Origin of the sequence: Paenibacillus sp. P22, assembly GCF_000469945.2 — a bacterium.
Classification (GTDB): Bacteria; Bacillota; Bacilli; order Paenibacillales; family Paenibacillaceae; genus Paenibacillus_O; species Paenibacillus_O humicus.
Genome location: NZ_CBRA020000181.1, coordinates 1 through 9,425, shown reverse-complemented (window position 1 = coordinate 9,425; position 9,425 = coordinate 1). Strand labels below are relative to the sequence as shown.

The window sequence follows — 9,425 nt, the reverse complement described above, 5'->3', positions numbered from 1 at the left end:
ATTTTGAAACATATATGCATGAGGCGTATAAATAATTTTATTTGTTCTACAAAAGTATGAAGCAATTCTTCCTATCCCACCACCTTTTGAACTATGGCAATGAACGATATCTGGCTTGAATTCCTTAATAAGTTGTATCATTGTCAGTAATGACTTTACATCTTTGTATGGTGATATTTCTCTTACAAGATAGGGCAAAGAAAGGAATCGTACTCCCTTTTCTTTTAACCCTTCCATTTCATCTAAAAAGACTTGATCCGTCCGGTTCAGACTATGTGCAACAACAATTTCATATTTGGTATGATTTATAAAATTGAGTACATCTAGTAAATGTTTCCTTACACCGCCGCCAATGGATTCGCACACATATAAAATTTTTGTTCTTAATTTTTATCACCACTTTTCTACTTTAGATCAGACAATTCTGAACATAGTCCTCTGGCAAAAGATCTCCATCGGTAGTTTTTGGAACGTTGAATTCCATTCATAGAAAGTTTTGTTCTCAGTTCTGGGTTTACGAGTAATTGTTCAATCTTTTCTGATATGTCCATATAGTCATATGGATTACAGTATATGGCTTCTTCCCCACATACCTCTGGTAGTGATGCTGCATTAGAGACAATTACCGGGCAACCGCAAGACATAGCCTCAACTGGCGGCAATCCAAATCCTTCATAAAACGAAGGATAAATAAAACAAGCTGCATTTTTGTACAAAATGCTAAGTTCCTCATCAGTTACATAACCCAGGTACCTAATATTCTGGTTGTTCATATCATTATTATTTGTGCCCTTATTGAAGACTTTTGAAAAGTTTCCTCCAACAATGATGCACTTATAATTAGTGACCTTCAATTCTTCCATAGCTTTGATGACTGATTTAAAGTTTTTATTTGGGGCCATACTACTCACTGCCAGAACATACTGTTCTTTTTCAATTTGGAATCTTTGAAGAAGCGAAATTTCATTAATTGGATTAATAGAAGAGGAGAAATGATCCACCCCCAAATGGATAGTCTTCACTTTTTCCTGTTTAAAGTTGCAATATTTAACAAGTTCAGACTTAGAAAAGTTAGAAACAGTAATTATTTTTAGAGATAGGATTCTAAAGAAGAAAAACATTATTTTATACCAAATTTTAAAGGGGAATGAGAAGTTTTCTGAATTCGCGAAAATAGCTGCGTCGTGAATTGTAACAATTTGTTTCTTTTTAATAATTGGAGCTGGTCCGCAAAGATTTATGACTGTTTTTCCAAAGCTACGCATTGGAAGAGTGACCTGCTCCCACAAATGTCCGTTAAATGCACCAATTTCAACAACAGAAATTCTATTCAAAGCTATATTTTTTGAACTTCCTTTAGGACAAAAGACGATAAATTCAAATTGATTAAGCGAGCCACTCTCATGAAGAAGCAAATCGAGTGACTTAACAAATTCATAAGCAACTCTTTGAACTCCGGTTATTTTTTGTTCTAAAAACCTTCCATTTATAATAATGGTTTGTTTGGACATATAAGAACTCCTATCAAGCATTTAGTATCTCACTGTAAATTTCAGTATGTTTCTCCAATAACATACCCGTACTAAAATTTTCACTATACTTATTTACCTCAATTGAAAGTGCACGTCTCTGTTCACTATTTTTAGAATAGTAAAAATTGATTCTATCTTTAATGCCTTTTACATCTTTAGGTTCGAAACAGTAAACATCAGGACTATATATCACTTCGGGAATACCTCCGATATTGGAAGCAAAAACTGGAGTTCCAACCATATACGATTCAATTATGACCCTTCCAAAAGGTTCCTTCCAAATAGAAGGTAAAAAAGTAATATCTACCTTTGACATTTCAATTAAAACCCGCTGCCTATCCAGCTTCCCAAAAAAAATAATACGACTGTCCTCACGAGCTATTTCTTTTAAATGTTCAAGCATAGGACCTTCGCCGAAAATCCTCAATTCAGATACTATTGAGAAGTCAGTCTCTTTAACGGCCTGTATGAGATATTCTATCCCTTTAATGCTACTAATCTGTCCAAAATAACCTATGACTAAGCTGGGATTAGACTGATTTCTCAAAAGTTTATTGCCAAATAAACGCCGAGTAGCCTCGCTTGATTCGACCACATTTTTAACTATATATCGCTTTGAATTCTTAAAATAACCTTGATGAATATGGGTATCAAGAACATCATTGGAAATACCAACAATTGAATCTACAAAAAGACTAAATTGTTTGGCTAGATGTTTATAAAACCATGCGTAGAGTTTTATATTTATGGGGTCAATCAATGAAAAGTCCCTTAGTGTATGTACAATTGGGATTTTCAAATCTCGAGCGGCCTTCCACAGTGAAAGACTTAGACCCGGCAAGTTTTGAGTATGCAATAATTTAATTTCATTTTCTTTCAACACTTGCCTTGCGAAGAAGTATTGCTGCCGATTATAAATATCGTTTATTCTCCATCTTATCTTGTTGACTGTATTTTTTCGGATCTGGGTATCACCATACCAATAGATATTAGAGTACGGTAGCTTAACTACATCGATTCCATTAAATACATCATAACGAACACATTCATTATTATGATCTCCGACTGTCAGGACCTTTACAGCATAATTTTTATTTAATGTTTCAGCCAAAATCTGGGTAGATATCTCTGCTCCCCCAATTATTGTAGGAGGATATAGACTATGCGCGACAGCTATAGATAATTTTTCCATTATGTATCATCTCATTTTCAGTAGGCATTTTTAGATCCTAAGAGAAGCTTTATAGTTTTTATTACTATAGAAGTATCAAATAGAATATTTCTATTTTGAATATACTGAATATCCAACTCCACCATCTCGCTGAAACTCAAACTATTCCGACCGCTCACCTGCCACAATCCCGTGCAGCCAGGCGTAACCTTCAGCCGCTGCTTGTCATAAGCCGTATACTCGGCAACTTCCCTTGGAAGAGGCGGCCGCGGTCCGACGAGCGACATATCCCCGCGCACGACATTCCACAGTTGCGGAAGTTCATCGATGCTGGTCTTCCGGATAAATTTCCCGATCCTCGTAATTCGCGGATCATCCTTCATCTTGAACATGGCGCCTTGAATTTCGTTCTTCTCCAGCAGATCAGCCAGCAGCTCCTCCGCATTGGATACCATCGAACGGAATTTATACATATGGAACGGCCGCTCTCCCTTGCCGACCCGCTTCTGGGAGAAGAACACCGGGCCCTTGGGGTCCTCGATCTTGATCGCGATGGCGAGCAGAAGAAAGACCGGCATAAGAAAAATCAAGCCAATCGAAGCGGCCACGATGTCCATCGCACGCTTCATCATCAGATAACCCGTCAAATTCCTTTTGTTTTCCGCTGCGTAGGAGGAGTAGTAGGCGCTCGATTCCAGGACAGCTTCCGCTTCCTTGCGGTTCGGGTTCAAACTCATCTTCGATCACCCCAGCTTGATAGAATTGGTTGTATTGGAGTACTCTTCAATGAGCTCTTCAAGGGCGGTCAGCAGCGGATGCTTCAGCTCATCATTGCGCAGCGCGAAGTCGATCGTCGTCAGGATAAACCCGAGCTTCTCTCCGACGTCATACCGTTTCCCGTCAAAGTCGTAGGCGTATACGCCTGAGACTCGTTCAGCTTCTGAATCGCATCGGTCAGCTGGATCTCTCCGCCGGCTCCGATGTTGTGTTCGCCAAGATAATCGAAGATCTCCGGCGTGAATACGTAGCGACCCATGATCGCCAGATTGGAAGGGGCTTGCCCTCGCGCCGGCTTCTCCACGAATCTCTTGACTTGAACGAGGCGGCCCATCGTTTCGAGCGGATCCACGATGCCGTACCGATCCGTCTGATCGATGCCCACGGTCTGGACGCCGATGACCGAGCGGCCGGTTTCTTCGTATTGCTGCATCAGCTGCCTCGTGCAGGGAATTTCTCCCTGTACGATGTCGTCGCCGAGCAGGACGGCGAACGGCTCGTTGCCGATGAAATTGCGGGCGCACCAGACGGCATGGCCGAGCCCCTTCGCTTCTTTTTGCCTTATGTAATGAATATCCACGTTGGAAGACTTCTGCACCTCGCTGAGCAGGCCGAGCTTCCCCTTCTCCATCAGGCTGTGCTCCAGCTCGAAGGCGATGTCGAAGTGGTCTTCAATCGCTCTCTTGCCCTTGCCTGTAACGATGATGATGTCCTCGATGCCGGATTGCACCGCTTCTTCCACAATGTACTGGATGGTCGGCTTGTCGACGATCGGCAGCATTTCCTTCGGCATCGCCTTGGTCGCGGGCAGGAACCGGGTCCCCAGCCCCGCAGCCGGAATAATCGCTTTTCGAACTTTTTTCATACCGTCACCTATCCTTATCCTTTTTCTCTCTGGTTCTTCCAGTCCTATCCTTGGGAAAATGCCAAAAAAACGAATCATGTTTTCGTTGAAAGCGGAAACATAACCCGTTTTTCTGCCATTTCGTTAGTAAAACCGGGGCATTCAACCCCTCCTCACACCGTACCATCGACGATTCACGTCTAAGGCCCACTCATGAGCCCACAGCACGGCCGAGTGCCTGCAGTGATAAAGGTGCAGCAGGCCTTACCTGAAAGTTGGAATTGGAGGGAATAGGCGCTACTTCGCTTCTTTGGTTCCGTAGTAGTAATAGGTGTACTTGTCGCCCTTCCGGCTCTTCATGTTGTTGAGGACGACACCGAGAATCCGGGCCTGCACATGCTCCAGGTTGCTTTTGGCTTTGTGGACAAGCTCGCTCTTGACCTTGCCGGCTTGGACGACGAGGATGACGCTTGGCAGAGAGAGGAGATAATGAGCGAATCCGTCACGGCGAGCACGGGCGGCGTATCAAAGATGATGATGTCGTATTGAGCCTGCAGCTCCTGCAGAAGAGACTTCATGCTATGGGAGGCCAGCAGCTCGGATGGGTTGGGAGGAATCGGTCCCGATGGCAGCACATCGAGCTGCTCGACATGGGTATCCTGGATGGCATCGGCCCAGCGGCATTGGCCGGACACGACCGTCGACAATCCGACCCGGTTGGATACCGAGAAAACCTGGAACACCGATGGCTTGCGAAGATCGGCGTCGATCAGCAGCGTCTTTTTGCCTTCTTGGGCATAAGTGACCGCGAGGTTGGAAGCCGTCGTGCTCTTGCCCTCGCCGGGATTGGCCGAAGCGACCATGATGACCTGGATCGGTTCATCGAAGGAAGAGAACTGGATGTTCGTGCGCAACGTGCGGTAGGCTTCCGAGATCGGAGATTTCGGCTCGTAATAGGTGATGAGGCTGGATTCACTGGTTGAGCGTGGCATAGGAGCCCTCCTTGACCGGACTTGGCTTGGTTGAAGACGGCTTGCGGGACTTCGAGCCGTACTTGTCGATCTTCGTAATCTGAGTCAGCATCGGCAGCTCGAGCTGAGCCTCTACATCCTTCTCCGTCTTGATCGTGTCGTCCAGGTAATGAATCAGGAAGACAAGTCCGACCGAGAGCATGAACGAGACGACAAAGCTGATGAAGATCAGCACGATCGGGCTGGTGTTGATGCTCATGGCGGCCGCATCCGGATTCGCCTTGTTGAGAATGTTCACGTTGTCGACTTTCATGATGGAGGGATTCGTTTCTTTGAAGGTTTGGGCGATGGCATTGACGGCCTTGGCCGCCTGAGGATAAGAGGTGCCGGTGAAGGAAAGATCCATGATTTGCGATTCCGCCGAGGAGCCTACGCCGAGCCCGCCTCTCAGTTCATCTGCCGACATCTTGAGATCGGGGTACTTTTCCACGACTTTGTCGAGTATGGCCGCGGATTGAATGATTTCCTTGTAGGAGTTGATGACGGTGATGTTCGTCTGCATCGTGCTGAGATCCAGCATCGACATTCCCTGGTATTCGAATGCCTGATTGACGATCAGCTTGGCTGATGCGGAATAGACCGGAGTTGTATAGAAAAAGCTTTTGAATCCTGTCGCCAGGCAGGCGATAAGGACGATGGCGGTGATGAGCCACTTGCGCTTGCCCATGATAGTCAAGTATTCTTTAAGTTCCACGTTGTCGAGCCTCCGTCATATAGAAATGGTTCACTTCCGATAAATATAGTGGACTTTATAAGGATGCCGGGCCGGCTGGCCGCTCAGCAGCCAATCGTTCAATTCACGGATCCATTCGAGCCGGCTGACCGATCGGCCGGTTATGTCCAGCTCGTAATGGTACAGATTGCCGGACTTGGCTCTGGACCCGACCGTGCCGGTGATGAGATGCATGCGCCGGTTGAGCATGAGGGTGAGGGTAAGCCGGTAGCCGTTCTGGACGGGGAACAGCAGCGTGGTGGAGAATTCCATCCGATCCGGGCTCATAGTATGTAACAAGACTTTGCGCGATCGGGATTGAACCGCCTTTCCCCGAACTTCGGAGATGCGGATATCCCCAAGAAGCTTGCGGCCCATGCGCGCCTGACTTAATCTGTCAGATCCGGGCTCCAAATTACGACGGACGACCATCCTTCACCTCCGACAAAATGCTGCTGGCCAGCAAGAATAAAGGAGCTTTGAATCGGGAATCATGGCATATATATGATACAGAATGTATCTTTAACATCTCCAACTTTACGATACAATTCGTAACATGTCAAGCGATTTTACATCCCGGATTTGAAAAATGCGACTATTCGTAGCAAATCATCCATAACGCTCATTTCCGTATTAAACTGGGTTATATAGAGATCTAGGAGGTACCTAATGGACATTGGAACTCGGATCGCGAGACTAAGAGAAGAACGAGGCTGGACTCAGGAACAGACCTCTGTAACGCTCGGAATTTCCCGCGCGGCCTTGTCTCATTATGAAAAAAACCGGCGGGAGCCGGATACCGATACGCTGGCGAAATTTGCGGATTTATACCATGTGTCCATCGACTATCTGGTCGGAAGAACCGACAATCCCGCTGCCGTTCTCGATGCGGGGGTTGGAGAATTTGTCTCCAGCCTGGAGCTGTCCGATCAGGAAATGATGGAGAAGTTCGCCTTTTCCATCGACGGCCGCAAGCTGACGGCTGAAGAAGCGAAGAGATTCATCGCCTTTATCCGCGCCGAACGCTCCATGAGGTAATAATGCCCGCTAATATGCTGAAACCCGCCTGTATTCAGGCGGGTTTATTTTTTTAATGTACCCGGTTGTCCGCTGCGCTAGGATTAAAGTAGCGACAATTCCATGACCCTAAGGTCCCTGTTTCGACAATAATCAACCAAAATTATCCAAACTTGTCCTTCAGATTCCGACAGCTTTTGCGTCATGCGTCATTTATACTATCTACTATGTTCCCAAGTAGAGATAATAAATGAGAGAAATGGGAGTGGGTTGAACAATATGGTAACCAATCATCAAGACGGCAATAAGCTACCTCCTCGGGTAGAGCTGGATGTCAGGTTCATTCTGGAACAGCTCGGTATCGACAGCGAACTCGCCATTCAGCGCATCTTCAAGGACCATTCCGCCCCCACGTCGCAAGAGGAGAAGAAAAAGTAGCAAATTCTCCCGCGCCTGTCGGCCCTTCTTGCCAGCCTGTCCAAACAGCCCCGCCCCCCAGCTGAAAGAGCCCTATAGGCCTGAATGATACATATGAGCGTTACATCATGTATAGTTACAATAGGTATCATAACCTGCAAAAAAAAGGATAAAAAAAGAACCGGCATCCTCCTATTGGAGGATGCCGGTTCTTGCTATTTGCTTCGGATCAGTTGCCGCCTACACGGGCGAGCTCGCGCATATTGGCTTCAAAAGCTGCCAGAAGAGCATGCTCGCCCTCCAGGCCGTCCTCCTCTTCCGCTTTGCGGATCTGCTCCAGCATGCGCTTGTAGTCCTTGGGAATGACGCGGACGAAGCTGTCCAGAGACTGCTCCCAGTCCGCGAGCAGGCGCTCGCCTACGGCGCTGCCGGTGTTCGAGACATGGGCTTCGATCAGGGAGCGCAGCTCCGCGATGTCTTCCTCGGCCTCGACTCTCTCCAGCAGGACCATCTCCAGGTTCACTTGCTTGTAGAAGGTGCGCTGCTCATCGAGCACATACGCCACGCCGCCCGACATGCCGGCCGCGAAGTTCCGTCCCGTGCCCCCCAGCACGACGACGCGTCCGCCTGTCATGTATTCGCATCCGTGGTCGCCTGTACCCTCGACTACGACCTTCACGCCGCTGTTCCGCACCGCGAAGCGCTCTCCGGCAATGCCGCGGATATAAGCTTCGCCGCCGGTAGCGCCGTAGAAGGCGGTGTTGCCGATAATGACGTTGTCCTCCGCCTTGAAGGTCGCCTTCGGCGACGGAGCGACGATGATCTTGCCGCCGGAGAGGCCCTTGCCGACGTAGTCGTTGGAATCCCCTTCAAGCGTAAGCGTAATGCCCTTCGGCACGAACGCGCCGAAGCTCTGGCCGGCAGAGCCGGTGAAGCGAAGGCTGATCGTGTCTTCCGGCAGTCCCTTGGCTCCGTAGCGGCGGGTAACCTCGCTGCCCAGAATCGTGCCGATGACGCGGTTCGTATTGCCGACCTGGAACGAGGCTTCCACCCGCTCGCCGCGCTCGAGCGCCGGCGCCGCTGCCGGCAGCAGGCTCCGCATGTCGAGCGTCTCTTCGAGCCCGTGGTTCTGCCGCTGCACGTTGTGCCGGGATGCGCCATGCGGCACTTCAGGGATATGCAGGAGCGGCGTCAGGTCGATGCCGCGCAGCTTGTAATGATGGATCAGATCCTTGGACTCCAGCAGATCCACGCGGCCGACCATTTCGTTGACCGTGCGGAAGCCGAGCTCCGCCATGTACTCGCGCATTTCCTGGGCGACGAACGTCATGTAGTTCACGACATGGGACGGATCGCCCATGAACTTGCTGCGCAGCTCCGGATTCTGCGTCGCGACGCCGACCGGACATGTATCCAGCTGGCAGACGCGCATCATGACGCAGCCGAGCACGACGAGCGGAGCGGTCGAGAAGCCGAACTCCTCGGCGCCCAGCAGAGCGGCGATCGCGAGGTCGCGGCCGTTCATGATCTTGCCGTCGGTCTCCACGACGACGCGGTCGCGCAGGTTGTTGAGCATGAGCGTCTGATGCGTCTCGGCAAGGCCGAGCTCCCATGGCATGCCCGCGTGGCGCATGGAGTTCATCGGAGAAGCTCCCGTGCCTCCGTCATAACCGCTGACGAGAATGACGTCCGCCCGGCCCTTGGCGACGCCGGCCGCGATCGTGCCGACGCGACCTCGGATACGAGCTTGACGTTGATGCGGGCGCGCGGGTTGGCGTTCTGCTCACCCCTTAGGTTTACGACCCTTTCCGGTTCGTCTTCATTCCTTCTAAGTGTAAGGGTTCCTTCAACTTTTTTCAAATTATTTCAGCCTTTCTCAGCGCCCTTTATCTTAGGAATGAAAAGTTTGTTTGCAAGAAATGGC

Annotated in this window: 8 protein-coding genes and 3 pseudogenes; 2 read left to right on the top strand and 9 right to left on the bottom strand. The window is 48.8% G+C overall.

Features of this window, described 5'->3' with window-relative positions:
• The 8 genes and pseudogenes from BN871_RS27105 to BN871_RS21385 all read right to left on the bottom strand — a co-directional run.
• The coding region (locus BN871_RS27105) for a glycosyltransferase (RefSeq protein ID WP_232313254.1) at nt 1–366 on the bottom strand (366 nt) is incomplete at its 3' end.
• Between the two features lie 38 nt (nt 367–404).
• Complete coding sequence (locus tag BN871_RS21415; RefSeq protein WP_048748699.1) at nt 405–1,511, bottom strand: glycosyltransferase family 1 protein; 1,107 nt, start codon at nt 1,509–1,511, stop codon at nt 405–407.
• Between the two features lie 13 nt (nt 1,512–1,524).
• Nucleotides 1,525–2,724, bottom strand: coding sequence for a glycosyltransferase (locus tag BN871_RS21410; RefSeq protein ID WP_048748698.1), 1,200 nt, complete (start codon nt 2,722–2,724; stop codon nt 1,525–1,527).
• A gap of 17 nt (nt 2,725–2,741) precedes the next feature.
• Nucleotides 2,742–3,440 carry a sugar transferase gene (locus BN871_RS21405; protein WP_021877336.1) on the bottom strand — a complete coding sequence of 233 codons (699 nt, stop codon included), beginning with the start codon at nt 3,438–3,440 and terminating at the stop codon, nt 2,742–2,744.
• A 6-nt stretch (nt 3,441–3,446) separates the two neighbouring features.
• A pseudogene (gene galU, locus BN871_RS21400) lies at nt 3,447–4,345 on the bottom strand (UTP--glucose-1-phosphate uridylyltransferase GalU).
• A 276-nt stretch (nt 4,346–4,621) separates the two neighbouring features.
• A pseudogene (locus BN871_RS21395) lies at nt 4,622–5,316 on the bottom strand (CpsD/CapB family tyrosine-protein kinase).
• Nucleotides 5,297–6,049, bottom strand: coding sequence for a YveK family protein (locus BN871_RS21390; RefSeq protein WP_021877333.1), 753 nt, complete (start codon nt 6,047–6,049; stop codon nt 5,297–5,299). The pseudogene BN871_RS21395 and the gene BN871_RS21390 overlap by 20 nt, the downstream one beginning before the upstream one ends.
• A 30-nt stretch (nt 6,050–6,079) precedes the next feature.
• A complete protein-coding gene (locus BN871_RS21385; protein WP_157054029.1) occupies nt 6,080–6,340 on the bottom strand; it encodes a hypothetical protein in 261 nt (86 codons plus the stop codon).
• Between the two features lie 396 nt (nt 6,341–6,736).
• Here BN871_RS21385 and BN871_RS21380 point away from each other — a divergent pair, with 396 nt between their 5' ends.
• Nucleotides 6,737–7,105: a helix-turn-helix domain-containing protein gene (locus BN871_RS21380; protein WP_021877331.1), complete on the top strand. Its 369-nt coding sequence runs from the start codon at nt 6,737–6,739 to the stop codon at nt 7,103–7,105.
• 258 nt (nt 7,106–7,363) lie between these two features.
• Complete coding sequence (locus BN871_RS27945; RefSeq protein WP_021877330.1) at nt 7,364–7,522, top strand: hypothetical protein; 159 nt, start codon at nt 7,364–7,366, stop codon at nt 7,520–7,522.
• A 208-nt stretch (nt 7,523–7,730) separates the two neighbouring features.
• Here the strand turns inward: BN871_RS27945 and BN871_RS21375 are convergent.
• Nucleotides 7,731–9,280: pseudogene (locus tag BN871_RS21375) on the bottom strand (glutamate synthase-related protein); the annotation flags it as partial.
• Between the last annotated feature and the right edge of the window lie 145 nt (nt 9,281–9,425).